We start from the raw sequence: 21,669 nt of genomic DNA, 5'->3' as shown, positions 1-21,669 counted from the left end.
ATTAAATCTCTATCTCTCTAACCCGGTCCGCGAGTATATCATATCCGGCCACAGTCTCGGCAATATACGTCAATACTGTTTCACTCCAGCCGTAGATGTAAAAGGTCTTGCCATCCCGCGGTGGTACCAGTGCTTGCTGATAAGGTGCTATATCCACAATAAATGCCTTTAGCTCCGGATTCATCATCCGGCGATATCGCTCAAGCTCGGCATATAACGGGCTGCCTTCATTCTGCTGTTCATCGGTAATCATAATGATCTGATCCACTTTTTCTCCGATATCCCGAAGTTCCCGCACAGGTCGACCTGTGTCTGTCCCACCTTGTGCGCGAATCCGGTGAGCTTGAGAAAGAATGCTTTCATTCATCTTGGGACGAGCATCTTCAACCATATGGTCGAATAACCAGAACAGTGCGTTACCTCCAGTTTGTTTATAAAGCGCCAGTGCCAGCACCGAACCGATGCGTAAATAATCCCCTTGCATGGAACCGGAGCGATCCAGGAAAATGGCGGTTCTTCCCGGCAGCGATGGCAGGTTGCCAATCGATAGCTCCACCGCTTGCCGCAAAGCATCCCGCAGTTCTTCCCTCGCAATCATTTCATACGCACTGGCGAATCGGAAAGGTAAGATTCGCGACTTGTGCAGGGCTTCTGCATCCGTTAGACGGCCCGTTACGTAATCGATATTTTTCGATTTTTCAAAAACACCTGCCCGATCCATTGCGTTCAGATGACGCAGCAACGCAAAGGTCGGCATCTGTGACATTAACGCCTCCCACACCGTACGTGTCGGTTGCATGATCGATGTTACCACCGAGTACGGGAGTTTACCTTTCTCGATCAGATGCATCCGGCTTGCGGGGTTGGGCGTAGCTTTCAGTTCTTCCAGCGCTTGCAACTGTGGCAGTTCCGTAAGATCCACCTCATGTCCGAGCAAATAACGAAACAAGACTTGCTGCTTCATATCTTTCGGCTTGGGGTGTGCTGTAGCGATCATATCTCCCAGACTGTATCCTCGCCCGCGTCCGTTGTATTTGATCGCCCAGTATTCACTGATCCCGTTCAAAAAGAGACTCACCTGACGCTTCACTGCTCGGCCGCCCTGCCCTCGACCCATTCCTCTCAGAATGGTCAGAAAATCAGCCAGATCAGCCGGTGTCTGTACGACTTGAGAGAACACCTTTGCAAACTGATCCACGTCCACTTTGGACAGCAGTGCCAGCCCGTATAGAGGCTGTAACCGCATCAAACCTTCATTACGAGCATAGACCAGCGCCCGCGCCATATACCCTGCATCGACCTCAGCCATCTCCTGATGACTGACCATCGCATCGTGCATCAGTTGCTGGGTATCTGCATAGAACGTATTGTTCAATGTATTGGTCATCAACATCTGTATATATTGTTCCTCCACCAATCGCTCATAGGCTCCGTAGCCCCCATGATTACGTGTCGTTGGCTGAGGTTGATTGAATAATTGTTTCGCTCTGCTCATCACTCATGACCTCCCGGTGTGAGTCTATTTACTGTTCTTTCATAATAAAATGTTCCGAGGAAAAAGGTGGGAAGGTATAATACCCGCTCTACCGCTGAGCTACACCGCCATGAACGGCGGCGATTGGATTCGAACCAACGACCTGGTCGATTAACAGTCGAAGTAACCCTCCCTGGCGCCTCGGAACCTTGATCCACAGTGCTTGTTGCTGCCCCGCTTCACAACCTCATTATGCCTCATACATCCGCACGCGAACATGGCAAAAGTATGACGACACCATTTCTGAAATGGAGTCATCCTTCATAAGTTTAAAATGAAACCTGACACTCTTCCTGCTACAATAAAGGGATAACAAGGAGTGAATGTGCATGGCAAGAGAGAGTTTTGACAAAGAAATTCAGTTCTTACGCATGTTATCCCTGACAAGCGGTGCGTATAACCGCAAACAGTATGCCGAGCGGCTTGGCATATCCGTACATACCTTTGATAAAACCAATCGCCGATTAAAAGAAATCATGCAGACCGTCGCTGATCAACGTTCAGGTGCCGAAGCAAGCCGGGAAATGGCAGACCTCGTTCGTTTCCAGTACGGAGAATCTGCAGAGCCCATGCTGCTCTTCCTCTTCCGCGCCAAGTCGATGAAGGAGACTGAAGTTCAGCGCCTTTCTGTCCTTTTGCATACCCTACAAGATACAGCCCTGACCGCGATGGAACTGCTGGACGCCTGCTTTGCTGATCTGCCGGAAGATTTGGCATTACCTGACGAGAAAACCATTCGCTCCGATCTGAAGTATCTGGAAGAGGTTGGGGTTATTCGAAAAGAGCCCGGTGGCAGACCGTATCGCTATGCTTTACAACAGGATGTCCTTACCGAATTAACAGTGGAGGAACAGCTGGAGTTGTATGATTTTGTGGATATGATGGCGAACACCCAGGTTCCTTCTGTCCAAGGTTACTTGTTGCGGGACAGTCTGAAGAAAGCCATTACGGCAAGTTTTCCACAAGAAGAAGCGACCGAACCCTATATCTATAAGTATCACTATTATTCTCGTATCCTAGACGAAGCTCATCTCTACACGCTGCTTAGTGCGATTCGTCAGCGCAAGCGTGTGCAGTTCCTATACTATTCTCCTAAAAAACCATCCAGCTACAGTTCACAGAATACGAATCCACGCTTTGAACGTGAAGCAGGTGGTCGATCCAACCGGATCGTTCCCCTTGAAGTGGTCTATGACCATCAGTATGGTCGTTGGTATGTCATTGGATATCAGGGCCGCCGTGGCTTCGTGAAATTCCGCATGGAAGGCATAACCCAACTGGAGGAAGAGGATTCAGTCGAAGAGGAATACATGCTCGAGTTGAAGCAGCAGTGGACTGACATTAGTCGCTACAGTTGGCTGGTAGATACGGGGAATACCGTGACGGTTCAAGCTCGCTTTTTCCACCCGGAGCGTGGTCAGCGCAACTTCATTCTGGATCGGGTTCGTCTGCAAGGTCAATGGGGCAAGATCATACCCGAAACGGATCATACTTTTCTCTACGAAATCCAGGTCAACGGTACCACCGAGATCAAACCGTGGTTACGGAGTTTTGGCTCAAGCTGCGAAATCATCGCACCTCAGAGACTACGCCAGGAGATGATCAAGGAATGGAAGGAGATTGCGGAATATTATGAACCTGTTCGAGAAGATGTTCAATTACCAGATGATGACCCGACTGAATGAAACTGGACTGTTCACCTGGACCTCACAGGAACGGGCCTGGCTTCGCATGATGCTGAATCACCCTGCCGCAAGAGAAGCCCTGAGCGCTGTAACATTGGACAAAATGCACAACATGCTGGAGGGTGAGCAGGACCTGAACCTTCAGGACTATCTGACCGAAAAAGCCAAAAGTGAGGAAAACAGTGTCTCTCATCCACTTCTTAGACAGTTACGATTAATCATTCTGCATCATCAGGGATTTCGAATGACAGGCCGCGTGCGCAATGGACGCACGAGTCATGATGAATTTGGTTTCCCGTATAAACTGGAGTATTCCATGGTCAAAAAAGAATGGTACGTGCTCTGGTACGCGCCTCGCTTCGACAAACTCATGTCTACCAAGCTGCACAGCATCGTTACCGTGGAAGCTCAACCGGTTGAGCCGGATACCGCTTCGGGTTACACTGCCCGAATTGCTGCAAGTACGGAGAAGCGCAAAACGACCATCACCATCGAAGTATTGCCTGAGTTCAATCAGGAGCTGTCCCGAATCCTCTATGCCTTCTCCTGCTTCGAGAAACAGGTCGAGTACATGGAAACCAAGCAGACGTATCGGATTGAGCTGACCGTCCCGCGGAATGAGATGGATTATGTCTTATCCAAAATGCGTTTTCTCGGTAAACGGGTTCGAATCGCTAACCACACGATGCTGCGGGAGCGAATGTCCGAGACTGCTGCGAAGGCATTGGCCCGTTATGCGGAAAACGAGCCTGATAAACATGACGAACACTCCAATGAAGTTCAGCACCGCCAACCCGAGGAAAAACCGCTCGCAAAAGCCGATGGTCATTGATTTCGTAAAAGTCGGTTAACCAAAACCCTTTGCGCTCAAAAACAATCCCATATAAAAAAGGTCTGGATGATCTCATCCAAACCTTTTTACTGTACTTACTTGCTGGTAAAACGGGCTGTAACCCTATGATCGAACAAGAGCTTTCCCAAGAACACGACGAATCAGCGCTACCGTATTACGTACCTCCACTACTGCTGGCAGCTGAATTTCGCCTCTTGTTAATCGCATGCACGCCCATGACCACTGCAATTAATTCATATGTGTCCAGTTGGTCCGACTGGTTATCCAATACAAATGCCCCTGAACTAAACCAGCCGCTGGTGCGACGGAAACTTGCCACGATGCGTCCACCGCTTCCACTGATATCATATTCTTGCGAGAATGCCGGAGCAGACACATTGTACGTACCACGCGATCCGGCATCATACTCATACTTTTTGCTGAAGAAACTAAACCTCGCTCGCAATACTCCCAGATGTGTCCCATCGGCTGCAGTGATATCCCAACGATTGGTTAACATGCGGAATTTGCCGCTACAGACCAATCCTGAGTTATCGGATACATCGAGCGAAGAGCCAAAAACACTTTTCAAATCCAGATGTCCTACCTGTTCCTGATTCGGATTCATAATCTCGGTGTAACCCGCATTAAAAAAATTATCTCTGAAGTAAAGTTCCATAATACGTTCTCCTTTCCCTTACATGGCCCCTTTCGTTCTCTTTAACCTAGTCTCGCATCGTACACACAATATATCTATATGTAAATATTATTACTGGGGTTGGATTCAAAAACCGGATCATCACTGGATGTAAAAAAAAACGAGCAACCCTGGTTGCCCGCATCACGTTCAAGTTATCCTGTCATCAGACTTCAACTTTTTTGTTGTTCAGATAAATGGTAGCCCACACCAAGATAAATGCTACGATGACTTCAAATACAATACTCCCCCACATACCGTCCGACCATAATACGCCATTGGCTGTGATTGCAATACCTGTACTTTCTTCGGTGTAACGGAACATCTCATTTGGACTGAAGCGTCCTGTCGTAATTATATTCTCCAACCAGCCAATCAGATTAACGAGGACTAAGAATGCAACGATTCCGATCCACGGCCCGGTTCTCCAACGGAAGCTGCCCGCAATCGAGATCGAAAGGAAGATGATGACAGTCATGAATACCATAACCCAAGCGATAAACAGTAACAAACTAACATAATCCGAAACATGCAGACCCGAAAGATCAATATTGCTAGCCATGTTCATTCTGAGCTTCATTGAGATATAGATGTAGGCATGAGTCGTAAAAATAATGACTAACCCCAACCCGCAAAGTAGTCCAAAGATCAAAGGAGACAACACATGCGATAGTCCTGTTACGGGTAAAAGACGGCGATTATAAGAGCGGATATTGGACATGTATGTTTTGATCATTTTCACATAAATAGCCACACCTACCCCAACATAACCCATAATTCCAAGCACAACACCTGCGACCTCAGACATGAAAAGGGAGAGCGCCACTTGCGCAATAATCAAAATAACCAGCCCAGCCAGCAGTGTATTCCAGTTCCTTCTAAAGTCATACTTCAATAATGTCATCATTCCGCATAGACCTCCTTGAACATCTCATCCACACTTTTCCCATATTTCAGACGGAGCGTTTCCACTTCTTCCCGCATCACCAGTTGCCCTTCACGAATGAAGACCACTTCATCAAAAATCCGTTCGATATCATTCACCAGATGTGTGGAGATGATCAGACTGCTGTCTTCATCATAGAATTTGACGATCGCATCCAGAATCTTGCCACGCGCAACCGGATCTACTCCGCCAATCGGTTCATCCAGTAGATACAGACGAGCCTTACGGGATAGCGCCAGTGTTAGTTGCAGTCGTTCATTCATACCTTTGGATAGATGCCGCACCCGATCACTCTCGACAAGGTTCATGAAATTGAGCATCTCCCGTGCCTTCTCCTCGTCAAAATCAGCATAGAAATCGCGGTAGTACGCAATCGCATCCCGCACTCTCATCCACTTCTCGGTTAATGGACGATCCGGCATAAATGAAACCAGCGACTTCGTTTCCAGTCCAACAGGCTTACCTGTGACTTGAATCGTTCCACTGCTCGGATGCAGCAAACCTGCAACCAGTTTCATGAGCGTGCTTTTGCCACTGCCGTTGCTACCCAGCAAACCTACGATTCGGCCAGGAGCAATATCCAATGTGATATTACTGAGCGCTTTCTTATTGCCGTATGTCTTATTAATCTGGTTCAGCTCAAGGATGTTACTCATGTGTTGTTCCTCCCTTTCCTTCCGCAACGGCATCGGCTACGATCGATAAGATATCCTGCTCTTCAATCCCCAGTTCCTGCATTCCGGTCAGAAAGCGTTCCAGCAACTCACCGGCCATCTCTTTTTTGATCGTCATAATCTTCCGCTCCTCACTTGTCACGTATCTGCCCAAACCCCGTTTGGTTTCGACCACTTCTTCTCGCTCAAGTTCCTGAAATGTCCGTTGTACTGTATTGGGATTGATCTGTAATTCAGCCGCCAGTTCACGAACCGAAGGGATTTTGTCACCTGCCTGAAGTGTCCCGGTTACAATCTGTCTCTTGATGTACTGCATAATCTGCAAATATATTGGTAAGTTGTTATCAAATTCCATAGTCACAAAGCACTCGCTCCTCTCTGTATCAGTGTGTTAGTTACATAGTACACTAGTAAAATAGTGTTGTAAAGCCCATTTGTCAAAATATATATTCACTTTGTTGATGTACAAGCTTCGGTTATCAAAATAAATACAAAAAAGAGCAGATCGTGAAGATCTGCTCTGCATAACTTATTAGTCTTGTTTCACACGATATCTAAAGGTACCTTGCCTTTAGGTGCAGGGAAAGCCTCATCCAATTGGGTCCGTTCCTCTTGTGTCAAAACGATATTCACTGCTGCTGCATTGTCTGCCACATGATTCAGCTGTACCGCCTTGGGAATCGCCAGCACATCTCCGTCCCTGATCACCCAGGCTAATGCGATCTGAGAAGTTGTAACTCCTCGATCCTGCGCAATCTCCTGAATGACCGGATGCTCCAACAATTCACTCCGAAGTCTGCCTCCCTGAGCCAGTGGACAATATGCCATTACAGGAACGCTACGTTCCCGCATCCAGGGTAGCAAATCATATTCAATACCACGCGAAGTTGCATTGTACAGCACCTGATTCACCATGCACTGAGAACCCTCTGGCAAACTCCATAATTCCTGCATATCCCTTGTATCCAGGTTGGAGACTCCCCAACGCAAAATTTTACCGGATTGCTTCAATTGCTCCAAGGCCTGAACCGTCTCTTCGAGTGGTACGCCTCCACGCCAGTGGAGCAAATACAGATCCAGACGATCTGTACCAAGACGCGTGAGACTACGCTCACAGGCGGTAATCATCTGCTTGCGATCTGCATGATGGGGATATACTTTGGATACGAGAAAGACTTCATCACGAAGGCCTGAGATGGCCTTTCCCGTAACGACTTCCGCCCCACCTTCTGCATACATCTCCGCTGTATCAATCACGGTCATTCCCAATTCAATACCGGAACGCAGTGCCCGTACCTCTTCTTCCTGGCTGGATTGCTTCTCTCCCATGTACCATGTGCCTTGTCCTATCACGGGCAGGACAGTTCCATCTGGAAGCAGAATCGTGCGTGTCTGATCACCGTGCATCATCTATATTCCTCCATTCTGAAGAATCTATGGAAATTATCTCTAACGACGATTATACGAATCATAAATCATGCCATCACTTACATGCCTCCAGTGGCTCATCATCATGATATATAACTGATCCAGTGGCATGGTAAGGCTACTTTGGGCAACGCTGATGGTCGCATCGACCATATTGCTGTTGACCGTCATCAATTTGCGTTTCATTCCATTCTGACGATCCAGAAAGGCTTTCTCGTCCCGCAATTTAACCCCGATCATTTTCTGTCCCATCAATTCATACATAAAAATATTCTCAACGTCTTTCCAGGCCACTGTCCCTCCTGCGGTATAAGAAGATGCATCTACAAACCCATCCTCATTGATCACAAAAGAAGGCTCCTTCTTAATCATCTTTACCAGACTGTAGCAAAAACATAGCCCAAAAAACAAAATGGATAGTATTCCAATCACCCCCGAGAGGATGGAATCATTCGTAACTGAAGAACGATCAAAAATCAAAAAAAATCCGGCTGCCACAAAAAGTGCTGCCCCTACCGTAAGCCACGCCATTCGTTTCCGGTTTGGATATTCTACATGCTGCTCATAGGATGTGCTCAACGTGACGTTCCTCCTCCATTGCGACTGAATCATACAAGTTCTATATAAACGAATGGTTATGAACCAAATACCCTAATGTAGAACAGGAATTGCATTGTCCATTAAACCAAATTCACCGAAGTTAAACATTAAATTAAGACCATTTTTCATCATTTCTGCGCTTATTCCACATTAGGATTCGTCATCCTTCGAGCAATTCCTTTAACACACCTATATGAATTGAACAAAGAATATTTACATGGGTCACTCCGATGACAGAACAACCTTCCGATCGCTGTTATAAAAGTCTCCCTCCCATCCTTAGTCATATTGTCCTGTCCCATGCTTTCCGTTAATATAAATGGAAAGGTTAGGAAATTAACCAATTCCAATTCATGGTGGGAGGACAAACAATGATGAGTCAGCGCGGCATAACATCGGAAGATCTTTATCAGATTACATGGGTTAACGATCCGACTCCGTCTCCTCAAGGCGGACAACTGGTATATGTAAGCCGGAAAACGAATGAAGCACGTGACGGTTATTGTTCTCACCTGAGACTGCTGCATCTGGGGAGTCAGAAGGACAGGCCCTTTACCTCTGGAGAGAAGGATCATTCCCCGGCCTGGTCGCCCGATGGGTCCCAGCTTGCCTTTCAACGAGAAGTTGACGGGAAGTCCCAAGTGTGGATTATCCCCAGTGATGGCGGAGAAGCACAGCAAATCAGTCACTTGAAACACGGCGTCAGTTCCTTTCTCTGGTCACCAGATGGCCATACCTTACTTGTGAAATCTTCCGTGGATATGAGCGGAGAAGAAAAATCAGAACATACCGATTCTAAAGACGATGGCCATAAACTGCCGCAAGAACATGTTGTGGACCGAATTCGCATGAAATCAGATGCAGGCGGATTGTGGGACGGAAAACGATCCCATCTCTTCACCATCGCGCCGATCGACGCAGAAGCTATCCCTGTAACTACAGGTCATTATGACGTTGGCGACTACGCCTGGTCACCGGATGGAACATCCATCGTATGGATCACGCAAATGCCCGAAGCAGGCGAGGAACACAACGATTACACCCTGACCAATCATGTGTACCTTGCCAAGGCAGACGGATCGGATGTGCAGCAGTTGACCCCGGAAGGATATACATTCAGCCGACTGTCATTTGCGCCGGATGGACAATCCCTGGCCCTGCTCGCCAGTGACCGTTCTTATGGAAATGCCACACTTGTGAAGCTATATACCCTGCCTGTATCAGGTGGTGAACCCGTATGTCTGAGCACGGATTGGGACGTACAGTTAAATCACAGCATTGTTGGTGACATGCGATCACATCTGACAACCACGGGACCTGTATTCAGTCGGGATGGTTCATCCATCTTCTGTCTGGCAACCATTCATGGTAGTGTACGCATCGCCAAATTCGCACGAGACGGCAGCAGTGCCGAGTATATATTGCCTGACGAACAGGAGATTTATCAATTTACGGAATTGGAAAACGGACAGATCGTTGCCGCTGTTGCTGATACGCGGAGTCCTGGTGACCTCTATCTGTATGAACAACCGGAAGATTCCGGTGTAGAACCGATTCAGCTCACCCGCAGCAATCCACAGCTTGAGGATGAGATCCATCTTAGTGCACCAGAGACCTTCTGGTTCAACGCCTCGGATGGCCTGCGGCTGCAAGGGTGGATTATGAAACCTCGTGGCATGGTCGACGGGGTCAAAATCCCGACCATTCTTGAGATTCATGGCGGCCCGCACATGATGTATGGTTTTACATTTATGCACGAGTTCCAGATTCTCGCCGCACAAGGCTACGCTGTTGTATACATCAATCCACGCGGAGGACTTGGATACGGGCAGCAGTTTGTAGACGCCTGTCGCGGAGATTATGGCGGTGGCGATTATCGCGATCTCATGGAGAGCGTGGATTATGCCCTGTCCCAATATGAATTTATTGACGAATCCAGACTGGGCGTAACCGGTGGCAGTTATGGCGGCTTCATGACCAATTGGATTGTCGGGCACACCGATCGCTTCAAGGCTGCTGTTACCCAACGTTCCATCTCCAACTGGTTATCTTTCTACGGCGTCAGTGACATTGGCTATTTCTTTACGGAGGATCAGATTGGCGGTAACGCGTGGGATGACACGGAAAAACTGTGGAAACATTCCCCGCTCGCTTATGTCGGCAACGTGAGTACTCCGCTGCTCATTTTGCATGGCGAACAAGATCTGCGGTGTCCGATTGAACAGGCGGAGCAATTATTCATTGCGTTGAAACGCCGCAAGCAGACCACTCGTCTCGTTCGTTTCCCTGGGGCCAACCACGAGTTGTCTCGCGGAGGTCATCCCCACTTAAGGGTACGCCGTCTGGAGCATATTGCCGGTTGGTTTAACGAGTACCTGTAAACAACATCAAGTTCCCGAGAAGAAAAGAACCAGATATCAATTCAAACATAAAAGCCGCCCGTAGAAATCTGTTTCGATTTCAACGGACGGCTTTTGGCGTTACCTTTTGAATAATAGAAGAATACGGATCACTATACTTTGAACGACTCAAGCAGGATAGTATGAGGACATGTGGTTATACTCGTCATTACTCTTCGCTCCACACCACGGTGATTTCATTCAGATCCTTGTTGGTTGCAGACACAGAACCCGTAATGGTTACGGCATATTTACCATCTTCACGACCTACGATACTGAAGCCGTCTGCCTGTATATCCTGAGTATTTTGAGTCAAGTTTTTGGTCGGATAATAGTCTTTGTAGGATGTTCCAACGGTTAGCAACGTTTCTTTTGTTGTGTACGTGAGGACAACTTTTTTGTTGCCATCCATGATGTTCTCAACGAGACTTGTCGCCTTCGCATCCTTCGGTAATGGGAAATCTGCTGGCAGATACTTGGACTTCACGCCTTCAGCCTGTGTGTTCGTGCCTGTAGATGGTGATGTTGATCCGCTGTTACCTGTGGATGTCGACCCACCAGAAGAACTTGAGGAACCAATGCTTACTTTATTGTTTTGGGAATCATACTTTACTTCGGTATTCAACGCATCTGCAATCGAACGAACGGGGAGATATGTGCTGCCTTGATATGTAATTGGCGCAAGTTTCTTACCTTGGTCACCTGTTGGGGTAAATTTCTGTCCGTTCACTTCGATGGCGAGCCCATGGTTCAGATAAGCTTTGATCGTCTCCAGTTGTGTACCTGCATATACGCCTGCCGTTCCGGTCAACACCATGCCAAACACACCCGCAGCAATCAACCACTTTTTGCTTTTCATCCTTAAACGCCTCCTGAGTTCAAATGTCAGCCTTTTGCATAATACGATTCATGACAACCGCACGATTTACGCAAAAGACTCATGTCGTTATGCTCATCATGTATGGGTACGAGCTTATTCGGATAACAGCCCATTGTTCCACCAAATGTTAGCAATATAATAGCATCTGACAAGAAGTTGTAAACGATAAATGGATAAAACAGGTCCAAGGGCGTACTAAAATAGTCTTTGTCGTATGCCTACTGTTCTCTGACTCGTTAAGCTGTTCTTATATGAATAAAGTCCTGAATTCCGGACCATACATATGAAGCTAATCATACACGTACAACAGTTGCGAAATTAACCAATGTATTAGATAATAATTTGTCGATTTGTGGTCGAAAGAACGGAACTCAAGGGGGATTTATACGATGAACAATAACAGTATATTTGATCAGTCTATTAACCGGATCTCTACCGGATCAGAGAAGTGGGATGCACTTGAGGATATCTTCGGTGCTGCTGATGCGCTTCCGATGTGGGTGGCCGATATGGATTTCGCTGCTCCACCATCCGTTATTCAGGCCCTGCAAACACGGATGGAGCACGGAATTTTTGGTTATACAGTACGAACTGAGGCGTATCATGCCGCTGTTGCAGGGTGGATGGAACGGCGCCACAACTGGAAAATTAACGATGACTGGATCGTATTCACTCCAGGTATTGTGCCCGCACTCAGCATTGCTGTACAGCGATTCACTGATCCGGGAGATGCAGTGGTCATCCAGACTCCGGTGTATGCTCCCTTCTATGAAGTTGTACGTGGTCAAGGCCGTAAACTGATCACCAATCCTTTGGTAGAGAATAATGGTCATTACACGATGGATCTGGAACAACTGGAATCCAGCTTGCAGACCGGTCGGGTCAAAATGCTGATTCTGTGCAGTCCACATAATCCGGTTGGACGTGTATGGACTCGTGAGGAGCTTGAAGGCCTTACGTCGCTGTGTCTGCAATACAACGTACTGATGGTTTCGGATGAAATTCATGCCGATCTTGTTCACCAACGTGGAGCTCATACACCGCTCACCCTGATCTCGGACGCCGTCTCTGATCTAAGTATCATCTGTACGGCTCCAAGCAAAACGTTCAACATTCCTGGCCTCTGCACGTCCAACATCATCATCCCAAATGCCAAGCTGCGGGAATCTTTCGCGCAGGGTGTACAAACGATGGGACTTGCCGGTATCAGCACACTGGGGGCTGTTGCAACCGAAGCTGCTTACAATGATGGCGAGGAATGGCTGGAGGAATGCCTTGCATATATCCATGGGAATATGGAGTATGTACAACAATATGTTGCAGAACATATGCCAGCGATCAAATTGCATCTGCCCGAAGCAACCTATCTGTTATGGATGGATTTCCGGGAGCTGAATATCCCACATGCACAACTGTGCAATATGCTGCTTCATGAAGCAGGGCTTGCCTTCAATGACGGGAGCTCCTTTGGAACCGAGGGTACAGGGTTCATGCGTATTAATGTAGCCTGTCCGCGTTCCACGGTGGAAGAGGCGATGCGCAGATTATCTGTGTTGCTCAGCAAATTGTCGGACAAATAAGCTGACAGTTAACTCTATGCACGTTGCGAACAGAACGTATGCTGATCGATAAGACAAATATCTGTAAAATGGAACAAGGGGTGCCCCGTAGTCAGGTCCATGACTCACATTCATGGTCAATGACAGTACTAGGGCCCCCCTTTTCGTTTTCTATTCTATTCTCTTCTTTTCTATTCAATCCATATATTTATTGAAACATAATTAACCTTACAGTGACATCGCAATCGGCATCGGAATGATTCTGTCGCACAACCTGTTCAGCAAATCCCGATCATGGCTTATGATCAGTAATCCCAGATCACGCTGGCGAGCCACTTCCATCACAGTATGCCAGATCTGTGCCTGAGTGATCGCATCCAGCATCGTGGTCATTTCATCTGCAATCACATAACGTGTCGATGTACCGAGTGCTCGCGCCACACAGAATCGTTGCAGTTCCCCACCGGATAATTCACCCGGTCTGCGGTCCAGCCAAGTCTGCTGAATCCCCAAATCTTCGAGCAACTGCTCATCCTGCACAGCCGCCTCCTGAAGTACACGACGCATCCGCCAGCGTGGATTCACAGCTTTCTCCGGGTGCTGGAACACCAGCTGAACCGGACATACGCCTGTACGAGGGAGTGGTTCACCATCCAGTAATACTTGTCCTGCCACGGGTTCGGCATATCCCGCAAGGATGCGCCCAAGACTTGTTTTCCCACAGCCGCTCGGTCCCCACAAACCAACGACTTCGCCTTGTAGCACCTGCATGTTCATCTGCTGAAACACCCACGAATTCTGATCGTAACGATAACTTACATCCTGTGCTTTAAGTGACATGGAGACACCTCACTTCTCCGCCTCGTATCTGACGAAGCGGAGGACGTTCGCGGGTACATGCAACGGTTGCTGAGCTACATCGGGGAGCAAATGAACATCCTGTGATGATCTCTTGACCTGCCAACGGCTGGGAGCCTGGGAGTGGCTGAAATCCATTCTGCGGCAATGCATTCCAGAGGGCTTTCGTATACGGATGGCGCAGTCGCTCTCCATTGCCCGTAAAATCATCCACCTGCGCTGTCTCTACATTGGCACCCGCATAAAATACAGCGATGCGATCGGCTGCCGTCAGGGCAGTCGTGACATCATGGGTAATCCATAGAATGCCTACGCCTTGATCTGCGAGTTCGCGAAATTGCTTCATCGTCTCGGACAGCACTTCGGGATGAATGCCTGGTGTCGGCTCATCGGCAATGATCAGCTTCGGCTGACCTGAGGTCGCTGTAGCCATCAACACCCGCCTTGCCATACCTCCGGACAACTCAAACGGGTATTTCCCTCCTGTTCCCTGAGGGAGTTGATAACGCTCCATCAACTCCAGCTCCGTCTTTTTCACGTGGGATTGAGTCTTGAAGCGGCGCTTTCGCCCCGAATCTCGGGTTACCGGCTGAACTTGTCTCCCCACCTTCATCAGAGGGTCCAAATAACTGACGGATTGCGGAATTAACACCAGTTCGTCTCCACGCAGATGAAGCTGCCGCTCTGGGGTCAAAGGCTCGCCATTGTAGCTAATTCTCCCTTCCAACTTGGCATTGGTAGGCAGAATGCCCATGATAGCCTGCGCCAGCACACTTTTACCCGATCCACTTGCGCCTACAACAGCCACAATCTCACCCTCGTTTATGGAAAGATCCAGATTCTGAATGACATCAGTCTGTTCGTGTCCAAACCAACCACGAGCGCGCCGAAATGACACTGATACTCCCTGAATATCAAGAAGAGCCATATCTACCTCACCTCCCTTGAACTACCTGTACCCGTCAATGTCTTCAGACTGTTGCCCAATACATCAAACGCACGAACAACCAGCAATAATGCCAGTCCCGGGAAAAAGGCGAGCCACCACATGCCAGCAGATAAATATCTCATCGACTCTGACAAAATAATGCCAATTGCCGGTTGCTGCGGGGACAACCCCAGCCCCAGAAACGTAATGGCTGCCTCATGCAGAATCGCATGGGGAAAGATTAGCAGTACGCCCACGAACAGTTGCGGGACCAGATGTGGCAGCATATGCTGCACCGCAATTCGCAATCGCGATTGACCCAACTTGTGTGAAATCTGAATATATTCTGCGGATTTCAGTTGAATCATCTCCGCTCGTACAATCCGGGCCAGATTTGGCCAGTGCGTCAGCGCGATGGCTGCCGCCACTCCTGCCAAACCTCCACCAAATACAAAGGCCAACATAACCAGTGATACCAGATGTGGCACACTGAGAAACAGGTCGATAATCCATGAGATCACCCGATCAGCAGCCTTGCTAATAGCAGCAGCCAAACCCAATAACATTGCGATCAATCCACCACCACATGCAGCAAGCAGTCCCACTTGAATGCTGGTTGCCAGTCCTTTTAACGTACGCATGAACATATCTCTTCCAAGCCAATCTGTGCCAAATGGATGCGCCCAGGTTGGAGACAGATTTCGATCCATTAATGAAGTCAGCGTAGAACCAGCGGGAAACAATCTTCCCGTCGACCAGACAACGGCAATCCAGATTACTGCAAGGCTTCCCCAGATCACGGCCCTTTGGCGAGGATTTCGGAAATTTGGGTCTCCGGCACCCGCATAACCTTTTCTCGTTTGGCGTGTTGTTACTGTTCTTTTTCCAGTCTCAGCTTGTAGTAATCCCGGATTAATGTTGTACCTGACCTCTTGATTCGCAGTTTTCACTTTCTGTACTTCAGCTGTTTCTGCCGTCTGCTCAGAGGAGCGTTCTGCCGTCTGCTTCATGACATCAGCTCCTCCTTCATTCGCGGATCAATCATACGATACAGAATGTCGGCAAGCATATTACCCGTAAAAACAAAAATCGCACTGCACATCACAAGTCCAAGCAGCAGTGGAACATCTCCACGCAACCCCGCTTGAACCGTTGCCTGACCAAGGCCAGGGTATGAAAATACCTGCTCTGCAAGAACAGCCCCACCGAACAGTTCACTGAACGAAGCAAACTGCAGCGTGATGGCTGGCAAAACAACATGTCTGAACCCATGTCGACGGAACAGCTGAAATCCACGCTCACCTCGCGCTCTCGCAAACAGAATATAATCTGACTCCAGCACATCCGTAAGCTTCTGCCGGGTATGCAACGCAATGGAGGCTACCCCGGTCAGGCTGAGAGTCAACGCTGGCAAAATCATATGAATAACCCGATCTCCCCATGTGACCTGATTAGCTGACATCCCTGCGGGTACTCCAAGCCCAACCGGAAGCCATCCAAGCCACACACCAAATACCATCAGCAACAACAGCGCAATCCAGAATACCGGCGTGGAAGCCAACGTATAACAATACCAGCAGATCAGGCGATCCAGCTTCGAATCCCGTCTCATGGCGGCAACTACCCCAAGAGCGAACCCGAAGATGCCGGATAATAGCCAGGCTACAGCCATAAGCGTGACAGAATTCATGAACCGTTCCTGAATAATATCTGCTACGGGTTGTCTATAAATCATCGATGTTCCCAGATCTCCCTGAATAAGTGCTTGTCCCCAAGTGAGCAATCGTTCCATAGGAGATTCATTCAATCCCCATCGTTCTTCGATAAGACTGCGCTGTTCGGCACTTACTCTAATCATGTCTCCACCAATATAGGCTTCGATCGGATCAACTGGAGAGAATTGCATTAATATAAAAGACAACACACTGACTCCGACCAATAAGGATACAAGTCGCAACATTTTAAAACCAACAAATCTGGCCCATCCATTCCTACCCGTCATCCAATCTCTCCCCAATTCAGGCTAAAGCTACCGATATGCCTCTTTACTTCGCGCTGTTATCCCAGGACCATTCCTCCAGATTGGATGTCACAGGCCAGCCGTGACCATGGGGGTGAATCTGCTGCTCGCCAATGTCTAGTCCATTCGTAACCAGATACAGATGATCTATATTTACGAGCCACGCCCAAGGTGCATCCCCCTGATAACTGAAACCTGTTGTGCCATCCCATTCCGCTTTTTTCCAGAAGGGCAATGCCTCTTCCTCACTGGTTGCCTGAAGGGCCTTCTCCATCCATGAATCCACGACAGGATTACTGTACAGTCCTACATTGTAATATCCTTCTCCCTTGTGGGTACTGCTATAGAGGTTATAGGTTTCCAGTGGATCATGACTGCCCCAACCAAATAATACAGCGTTGGAGTAAGCCATCTTTTTCGTCTCTTCACGGCTTTTGCCTTCAACATTGATTTTAATTCCCGCCTGGGCAACCATATCCGCAGTAGCTAACGCCAGAGATTGTCTTGTTAAATCACCTGCAAAATAAAGCAGATTGAACTCGGCCTTAACTCCGTTTTTCTCGAGGATACCATCACCATCTGCATCCACCCAGCCACCAGCCGCCAGAATGTGCTTCGCTTCTTCGAGACTGGCATCCTTAAATACAGCTTCTGCATTGCTCCAAGGCAGATCATCACTGACGGAATAAGCGGGACGACCATACCCTTCCAGTACAGCCTCAACCAAAGCTTTACGATCAATCACAACATTCACCGCTTGGCGAATCGCCAGATCGGATGTCACATCATTCCCTGCGGGGAGACCATCGCCCGACTTGGCACCAGCAGGCTGCATGGGGAACATAATGCCCCGGTTATCTACCGTTTTTACGGCCTCTAATGTCATGCCATTCACCTGTTGTTTGCTAAATGCTGCTGGGATCGCAGCGATATCCACTGTACCTGCCTGTGCAGCGGCATAGGCCGCATCTTCATCCAGATAGAGGAAGGTGAGTTTGTGGAATGCAGACTTGTTACCGTAATATTCTTCATTCGCTTCAACGATGGCCTGTTGTCCTTTGTCCCACTGAACCAGCTTATATGGTCCTGATCCGACCGGATGCTCTGCATAATCGGCGCCATAGGCGTGTTCAGGCACAATGCCAAGTGTCGTCAGCAGGCTGATGAATGTTGACTGCGGTGACTTCAATGTGAATACGACCGTTCTATCATCAGGTGCCTGCACATCAGCCATATTCGTCAAATCAATCACAGAACCACTCTGAGCAGCCGTATCAAACGTAAATTTCACATCCTCAGACGTCAAAGGTTCCCCATCAGAGAACTTCACATCATCCCGAAGCGTAACCTTCCAGGTTAACCCATCTTCACTAACGGAGTATGCCGTAGCCAGATCGTTAACCAGTTGAAGCTTAGCGTCTCTCTTTAACAAAGTACTCTGGAAAAGTGGCGAACCATACTGCCCCCATCCGGTTGTCGGATCAAAACCACCTTCCGGCTCTGTACCAACAGCCAGCACCAATTCGTCTTTGGTGGTGGAAGTCCCCGGTTGTCCGTTCTCTGCTGCTGATGATGCTGTCGGTTCTACGCCCTGTGCACAACCAGATAATCCAATGGAACATATAAGCAGGATACCAAGTCCTGTTCTAACATTTCGTCTTCCCCATCTCCATGAAAATCTACCCATTCTGGTCGTTCCCCCTCTAATATGCGCTGCACTCACTTTTTTTCGTGTTACTTTTTAGAGAAATTGTAGCACAAAACACAAATCATATGTCAACAAAGTTCACTTCGTAATCCATATTTTTTCATATTTCAGAATTAATAATTAAAAAGTTATATAACCGAGCATTTGTAGCGCTCTATAAAGTCAGGTATTATAACAAACAACAAAAAAACAGACGGTTGGCATCTAACCAATAGTCTGTTTTTTATATTTGCTATATTTTCATAGAAATTACACTCGTATTTGTCTTACTCCGTAGAGCGATGATGATGGCTGTGACCATGCTGACCCGTACTTTGGTTGTGATCCAGACTTTGATCCGGATTGCCATCCTGACCGCTACTCTGAGCATGAGCCAGTTTGTTGAGTTCATCTACATAAGTCACAGACAGCTCCGCATACAAAACACCTTTTTGTACCTGGATCTGTTGATGCAGATGACGCAATCGTCCCAGGTTTCCCCGTACTGCAATTACCTCCAGGCATTGGTCATGGTTCAGGTGCACATGCATATTGGAAATGATGTCATGATGCGCCTCATGCTGCAGCTCCATCAAGCGAATGGGAAGATCACTGATATGGTGATCGTAGACCATCACAATGGTGCCAGCCACATCCTGATCGGATTGCAGTACAGAAGGTTGAAGTAATGTTTTTCGAACAAGATCACGGAAAGCTTCGGATCGGTTTTTGTATCCCTGTTCCTCAATATACTGGTCAAATTGCTCAATCAGAGGTGTAGGAAATGCCACACCGAACCGGGTCAAATCTTCTTTGTCTGCCATGCTTCTCCTCCTGCGCCCTCATTTGCTTCGAGTGTACCACAGACTTATCTGCTCATCGACTATACTGTTGCATAAAGCGTACTGCCGAATGTATCGCCTGTTGTCCAGCTTCAGTCTCCAGATCAAATTGATAGTCATGTCCCAGCTTCTCTAACGAGTTCGAGAAAAATAAGGTTTCCACCTCAACATCAAGGCGCTTCAAGACTTGTGCCAGCTCAATCGATTGACCGGTCAACGGGTCATCATTCCCTGAGGTAATGAATGCAGGCGGGTACGCTGCTGTGGCCTGAAGCACGGTCGACATTTCATGCAGACGTGGATAGTCTTCAAATGTTTTGACTCCCGTATATGACCAGAGAAATGTCCTTATGAGTGGAAAGCCGGTATTTGCTACCGTACTTAGATTGTAAGGACCACAGAATAGAAGAACCCCACGTAATTCTTCTGGCTGAACGGATGGTGTTATATTCATGAGCTTGGCAAGGGATGGATTCGTCACCACTGCCGCAGTCTGACTTGCAATCTGGGCACCTGCCGAATTGCCTGCGAGAAATATGTTTTCCGGGTCACCCTGATACTCACTGACATGGTTCTTCACGTAGGTCAAAGCCTGATTCGTCTGGATCACGGGAATGGGATATCTTGTATCCGGTGCGAGCGCATAATTCATATTAACCACAACGTAACCCTGTTTGGCTAATTGTACGGCATAATCTGCGATATCTTCTTTATCACCCAAGACCCATCCACCGCCATGAACCCACAACACAACAGGCAAAGGTACCAATGTTACGGAAGGATAATAGATATCCAGCGTACTGTCATTAAGGCCTTCGTCTGCATAGGGCACATTCGCAACACGAGTTACCCCTTCCGCGATCATACCATCCTTACTGTTCGTATCTTGATTAGCAGTTTCAATAAATGATTTTAATAAAAATACCGTTATTTTTGGTGTCCATTGTGCACCAATTCCAATAAAACCTATGATGAAAATGAGTACAACGCTGGGAATCCAGTACCGTTTACGTTTAAACCCTCTTGCCCCCGTAAGTTTTGTTTCCAACTTGGACTGCAATAGTTTCACCTCGTTCCATCATCATCGAAGCGTCTTTACATCTAAAGTGGTGTACGTTGCGGGGAGGAGCGGGTTTCCTCTTATTTGGATCTCTTGGCGATTTCCTGTCTGACTTTAATATATGTAGTGGATACTTTTTGCTCCAGTGTATGAATATTTTGTTTTGTGCCTGCCCACTTCTCTGCTGCAGAAGCCAATGCGTTCAATGAGCTGAGTACACGTGACGTTTGACCTTGCTTTGTACTCTGTTTGAACTGTTGTAATGCGCCCGAATATCGTTCTTTCGCCAGACTCGCCTGTTTTTTAGCCGTTTGAATCTGTTTCTTCGCGGAGTCGGTTCCTGCTAGCATAATACGTAAACGTTTTATTTCAGCACTCTTCCGTTTACGTGCTTCGGCAAGTTCCTTTTTCTTGATCCGAATGTCTTCTCTGGCAAGCTGTACAACGGGTCTCAATGTGTCTGCCTGCGTACGAATCGCTACACTCCATTCCTTATTTTTGATGGCTTTGGCTGCATCCAGCTGATGATTGACTGAACTATAGAGGGCGAATAGCGGTTCATATCGGGCTTGGGTTTGTTTTACTTTTTCAGTTAGAGCCGCGATCTTCGCGTCATCGGTTTGTCTTATTTCTACACGTAATCGCTCCAATTCAGCGGTATTGGCGGCATGAAGTGTCTTTGTCTTTTGTTCCCAAGTCTGCTCTTGAGCCTTCCAGTTCCCTACTTTCTCATACGTTTGCTTCAACGTTAACTTGGTTGGGGCATCGGCTTTTTTCAAAACGGAGTCCCAGGCTTTCTGCGCGGTTACGCCAAGATCTATGCCCGCCGCCTCGACTGAAGAAGCAAAATACATCGTGCCTGCGCCGAACAAAATCACAAGCCCTATGAGCAGGCGTGGTCCAAATAAAAGATGAGCGAATGATCGCAAATGAGATCGTTGGACTTTACTTTGACGTGCTACGTGACTAACGCTATATCCTGTCAAAACATGAGATAGACTTAAACTTGTCTCCATTTGAACTGTACCTTCTAAAGCTAA

The 21,669-nt window shown here is 47.8% G+C and carries 20 protein-coding genes; 4 read left to right on the top strand and 16 right to left on the bottom strand.

Going from position 1 to position 21,669, the window contains the following annotated elements:
* Nucleotide 1: 1 nt before the first annotated feature.
* A complete protein-coding gene (locus NKT06_RS05690; protein WP_253431122.1) occupies nucleotides 2-1,495 on the bottom strand; it encodes a TROVE domain-containing protein in 1,494 nt (497 codons plus the stop codon).
* A gap of 368 nt (nucleotides 1,496-1,863) precedes the next feature.
* Here NKT06_RS05690 and NKT06_RS05685 point away from each other — a divergent pair, with 368 nt between their 5' ends.
* Nucleotides 1,864-3,219 carry a helix-turn-helix transcriptional regulator gene (locus NKT06_RS05685; RefSeq protein ID WP_253431119.1) on the top strand — a complete coding sequence of 452 codons (1,356 nt, stop codon included), beginning with the start codon at nucleotides 1,864-1,866 and terminating at the stop codon, nucleotides 3,217-3,219.
* Complete coding sequence (locus tag NKT06_RS05680) at nucleotides 3,167-4,051, top strand: WYL domain-containing protein (protein WP_253431116.1); 885 nt, start codon at nucleotides 3,167-3,169, stop codon at nucleotides 4,049-4,051. The genes NKT06_RS05685 and NKT06_RS05680 overlap by 53 nt, the downstream gene beginning before the upstream one ends.
* A gap of 175 nt (nucleotides 4,052-4,226) precedes the next feature.
* Here the strand turns inward: NKT06_RS05680 and NKT06_RS05675 are convergent, their stop codons facing one another.
* From NKT06_RS05675 to NKT06_RS05650, 6 genes are all read right to left on the bottom strand, one after another.
* Nucleotides 4,227-4,730 carry an LURP-one-related family protein gene (locus NKT06_RS05675; protein ID WP_253431113.1) on the bottom strand — a complete coding sequence of 168 codons (504 nt, stop codon included), beginning with the start codon at nucleotides 4,728-4,730 and terminating at the stop codon, nucleotides 4,227-4,229.
* Between the two features lie 184 nt (nucleotides 4,731-4,914).
* Nucleotides 4,915-5,655, bottom strand: coding sequence for a hypothetical protein (locus NKT06_RS05670; protein ID WP_253431110.1), 741 nt, complete (start codon nucleotides 5,653-5,655; stop codon nucleotides 4,915-4,917).
* Nucleotides 5,652-6,350, bottom strand: coding sequence for an ABC transporter ATP-binding protein (locus NKT06_RS05665; protein ID WP_253431107.1), 699 nt, complete (start codon nucleotides 6,348-6,350; stop codon nucleotides 5,652-5,654). Before NKT06_RS05665 ends, NKT06_RS05670 begins: the two co-directional genes overlap by 4 nt.
* On the bottom strand, nucleotides 6,343-6,729 hold the full coding sequence (locus NKT06_RS05660) for a GntR family transcriptional regulator (RefSeq protein ID WP_026081254.1): 387 nt from the start codon (nucleotides 6,727-6,729) through the stop codon (nucleotides 6,343-6,345). The genes NKT06_RS05665 and NKT06_RS05660 overlap by 8 nt, the downstream gene beginning before the upstream one ends.
* A gap of 182 nt (nucleotides 6,730-6,911) precedes the next feature.
* The gene (locus NKT06_RS05655; RefSeq protein ID WP_253431104.1) at nucleotides 6,912-7,778 is read right to left on the bottom strand and encodes an aldo/keto reductase; all 867 of its coding nucleotides are present in this window, start codon (nucleotides 7,776-7,778) and stop codon (nucleotides 6,912-6,914) included.
* Between the two features lie 39 nt (nucleotides 7,779-7,817).
* Nucleotides 7,818-8,375, bottom strand: a complete 558-nt coding sequence (locus NKT06_RS05650; RefSeq protein ID WP_253431101.1) for an STM3941 family protein — start codon at nucleotides 8,373-8,375, stop codon at nucleotides 7,818-7,820.
* A 392-nt stretch (nucleotides 8,376-8,767) separates the two neighbouring features.
* On the opposite strand from NKT06_RS05650, the gene NKT06_RS05645 reads away from it, so the two are divergent.
* Nucleotides 8,768-10,777: a S9 family peptidase gene (locus tag NKT06_RS05645; RefSeq protein WP_253431098.1), complete on the top strand. Its 2,010-nt coding sequence runs from the start codon at nucleotides 8,768-8,770 to the stop codon at nucleotides 10,775-10,777.
* Nucleotides 10,778-10,964: 187 nt separating this feature from the next.
* Here NKT06_RS05645 and NKT06_RS05640 read toward each other — a convergent pair whose 3' ends face one another.
* Nucleotides 10,965-11,654, bottom strand: a complete 690-nt coding sequence (locus NKT06_RS05640) for a stalk domain-containing protein (protein ID WP_253431095.1) — start codon at nucleotides 11,652-11,654, stop codon at nucleotides 10,965-10,967.
* Nucleotides 11,655-12,064: 410 nt separating this feature from the next.
* On the opposite strand from NKT06_RS05640, the gene NKT06_RS05635 reads away from it, so the two are divergent.
* A complete protein-coding gene (locus tag NKT06_RS05635) occupies nucleotides 12,065-13,255 on the top strand; it encodes a MalY/PatB family protein (RefSeq protein ID WP_253431092.1) in 1,191 nt (396 codons plus the stop codon).
* 207 nt (nucleotides 13,256-13,462) lie between these two features.
* Here the strand turns inward: NKT06_RS05635 and NKT06_RS05630 are convergent, their stop codons facing one another.
* From NKT06_RS05630 to NKT06_RS05595, 8 genes are all read right to left on the bottom strand, one after another.
* Nucleotides 13,463-14,074 carry an ABC transporter ATP-binding protein gene (locus NKT06_RS05630; protein ID WP_253431088.1) on the bottom strand — a complete coding sequence of 204 codons (612 nt, stop codon included), beginning with the start codon at nucleotides 14,072-14,074 and terminating at the stop codon, nucleotides 13,463-13,465.
* Nucleotides 14,064-15,020, bottom strand: a complete 957-nt coding sequence (locus tag NKT06_RS05625) for an ABC transporter ATP-binding protein (RefSeq protein ID WP_253431085.1) — start codon at nucleotides 15,018-15,020, stop codon at nucleotides 14,064-14,066. The genes NKT06_RS05630 and NKT06_RS05625 overlap by 11 nt, the downstream gene beginning before the upstream one ends.
* Nucleotides 15,021-15,022: 2 nt before the next feature.
* Nucleotides 15,023-16,030 (bottom strand): ABC transporter permease, encoded by a 1,008-nt coding sequence (locus tag NKT06_RS05620; RefSeq protein WP_253431082.1) that lies wholly within the window; start codon nucleotides 16,028-16,030, stop codon nucleotides 15,023-15,025.
* Entirely contained in the window at nucleotides 16,027-17,022 is a 996-nt protein-coding gene (locus NKT06_RS05615) for an ABC transporter permease (protein ID WP_253431079.1), read from the bottom strand. Before NKT06_RS05615 ends, NKT06_RS05620 begins: the two co-directional genes overlap by 4 nt.
* Before the next feature lie 43 nt (nucleotides 17,023-17,065).
* Nucleotides 17,066-18,727, bottom strand: coding sequence for an ABC transporter substrate-binding protein (locus tag NKT06_RS05610; protein ID WP_253431076.1), 1,662 nt, complete (start codon nucleotides 18,725-18,727; stop codon nucleotides 17,066-17,068).
* A 287-nt stretch (nucleotides 18,728-19,014) separates the two neighbouring features.
* Entirely contained in the window at nucleotides 19,015-19,551 is a 537-nt protein-coding gene (gene nikR, locus NKT06_RS05605; protein ID WP_253431073.1) for a nickel-responsive transcriptional regulator NikR, read from the bottom strand.
* Nucleotides 19,552-19,603: 52 nt separating this feature from the next.
* Nucleotides 19,604-20,629: an alpha/beta hydrolase gene (locus tag NKT06_RS05600; RefSeq protein WP_253431070.1), complete on the bottom strand. Its 1,026-nt coding sequence runs from the start codon at nucleotides 20,627-20,629 to the stop codon at nucleotides 19,604-19,606.
* A gap of 80 nt (nucleotides 20,630-20,709) precedes the next feature.
* On the bottom strand, nucleotides 20,710-21,645 hold the full coding sequence (locus NKT06_RS05595) for a hypothetical protein (protein ID WP_253431067.1): 936 nt from the start codon (nucleotides 21,643-21,645) through the stop codon (nucleotides 20,710-20,712).
* Between the last annotated feature and the right edge of the window lie 24 nt (nucleotides 21,646-21,669).

It is taken from the genome of Paenibacillus sp. 1781tsa1 (assembly GCF_024159265.1).
Lineage (GTDB): Bacteria > Bacillota > Bacilli > Paenibacillales > Paenibacillaceae > Paenibacillus.
Note: the sequence above shows the minus strand (reverse complement) of the source record. Positions and strands in the feature narration are given on the sequence as shown.

Excerpts from the sequence above, each read along its gene's own strand:
- NKT06_RS05690 (WP_253431122.1), bottom strand. The coding sequence starts at position 1,495 with ATGAGCAGAGCGAAACAATTATTCAATCAACCTCAGCCAACGACACGT.
- NKT06_RS05685 (WP_253431119.1), top strand. The coding sequence starts at position 1,864 with ATGGCAAGAGAGAGTTTTGACAAAGAAATTCAGTTCTTACGCATGTTA.
- NKT06_RS05680 (WP_253431116.1), top strand. The coding sequence starts at position 3,167 with ATGAACCTGTTCGAGAAGATGTTCAATTACCAGATGATGACCCGACTG.
- NKT06_RS05675 (WP_253431113.1), bottom strand. The coding sequence starts at position 4,730 with ATGGAACTTTACTTCAGAGATAATTTTTTTAATGCGGGTTACACCGAG.
- NKT06_RS05670 (WP_253431110.1), bottom strand. The coding sequence starts at position 5,655 with ATGATGACATTATTGAAGTATGACTTTAGAAGGAACTGGAATACACTG.
- NKT06_RS05665 (WP_253431107.1), bottom strand. The coding sequence starts at position 6,350 with ATGAGTAACATCCTTGAGCTGAACCAGATTAATAAGACATACGGCAAT.
- NKT06_RS05655 (WP_253431104.1), bottom strand. The coding sequence starts at position 7,778 with ATGATGCACGGTGATCAGACACGCACGATTCTGCTTCCAGATGGAACT.
- NKT06_RS05645 (WP_253431098.1), top strand. The coding sequence starts at position 8,768 with ATGATGAGTCAGCGCGGCATAACATCGGAAGATCTTTATCAGATTACA.
- NKT06_RS05640 (WP_253431095.1), bottom strand. The coding sequence starts at position 11,654 with ATGAAAAGCAAAAAGTGGTTGATTGCTGCGGGTGTGTTTGGCATGGTG.
- NKT06_RS05635 (WP_253431092.1), top strand. The coding sequence starts at position 12,065 with ATGAACAATAACAGTATATTTGATCAGTCTATTAACCGGATCTCTACC.
- NKT06_RS05630 (WP_253431088.1), bottom strand. The coding sequence starts at position 14,074 with ATGTCACTTAAAGCACAGGATGTAAGTTATCGTTACGATCAGAATTCG.
- NKT06_RS05625 (WP_253431085.1), bottom strand. The coding sequence starts at position 15,020 with ATGGCTCTTCTTGATATTCAGGGAGTATCAGTGTCATTTCGGCGCGCT.
- NKT06_RS05620 (WP_253431082.1), bottom strand. The coding sequence starts at position 16,030 with ATGAAGCAGACGGCAGAACGCTCCTCTGAGCAGACGGCAGAAACAGCT.
- NKT06_RS05615 (WP_253431079.1), bottom strand. The coding sequence starts at position 17,022 with ATGACGGGTAGGAATGGATGGGCCAGATTTGTTGGTTTTAAAATGTTG.
- NKT06_RS05610 (WP_253431076.1), bottom strand. The coding sequence starts at position 18,727 with ATGGGTAGATTTTCATGGAGATGGGGAAGACGAAATGTTAGAACAGGA.
- nikR (WP_253431073.1), bottom strand. The coding sequence starts at position 19,551 with ATGGCAGACAAAGAAGATTTGACCCGGTTCGGTGTGGCATTTCCTACA.
- NKT06_RS05595 (WP_253431067.1), bottom strand. The coding sequence starts at position 21,645 with ATGGAGACAAGTTTAAGTCTATCTCATGTTTTGACAGGATATAGCGTT.